At 53.0% G+C, this 328-nt stretch carries 2 pseudogenes; one reads left to right on the forward strand and one right to left on the reverse strand.

Annotation, left to right across the window (positions count from 1 at the left end):
* Positions 1-183: pseudogene (locus tag PARACOCCUSGL_RS22410) on the forward strand (GGDEF domain-containing protein); the annotation flags it as partial.
* A 47-nt stretch (positions 184-230) separates the two neighbouring features.
* Here the strand turns inward: PARACOCCUSGL_RS22410 and PARACOCCUSGL_RS22415 are convergent.
* Positions 231-328 (reverse strand): annotated as a pseudogene (locus PARACOCCUSGL_RS22415) (IS5/IS1182 family transposase); the annotation flags it as partial.

A 328-nucleotide genomic window follows, 5' to 3' on the forward strand; every position in this document is an offset into this window, starting at 1 on the left:
GGCTTCGCCATTTGTCAACATGACCTAGGAAAAGTTTCAGCCAGCATCGGGATAGCCATCCCGGACGATCTGCAAGGAAATTGCCGCGAGAAATTACTCGAATTTTCCGATAAAGCTCTTTACAAAGCCAAATCTTACGGGCAGGGGAAATTTATTATCTGGAAGGAGGCGGTGGTCTTGTGAGCTTGATGCCCGCTTTTTGCGGCCGCTAGAATCAGGGCTCACAACCACTATATGACGTTTGCGGCCATGGCGCAGGCGGAGAGGGACAGGATCGGGTATCGGCCGTATCGGGTTTCGATGCGTCGCCAGTCCTTGAGGCGTGCGA

The sequence above is a fragment of the Paracoccus sp. TRP genome, assembly GCF_000185925.1.
Classification (GTDB): Bacteria; Pseudomonadota; Alphaproteobacteria; order Rhodobacterales; family Rhodobacteraceae; genus Paracoccus; species Paracoccus kondratievae.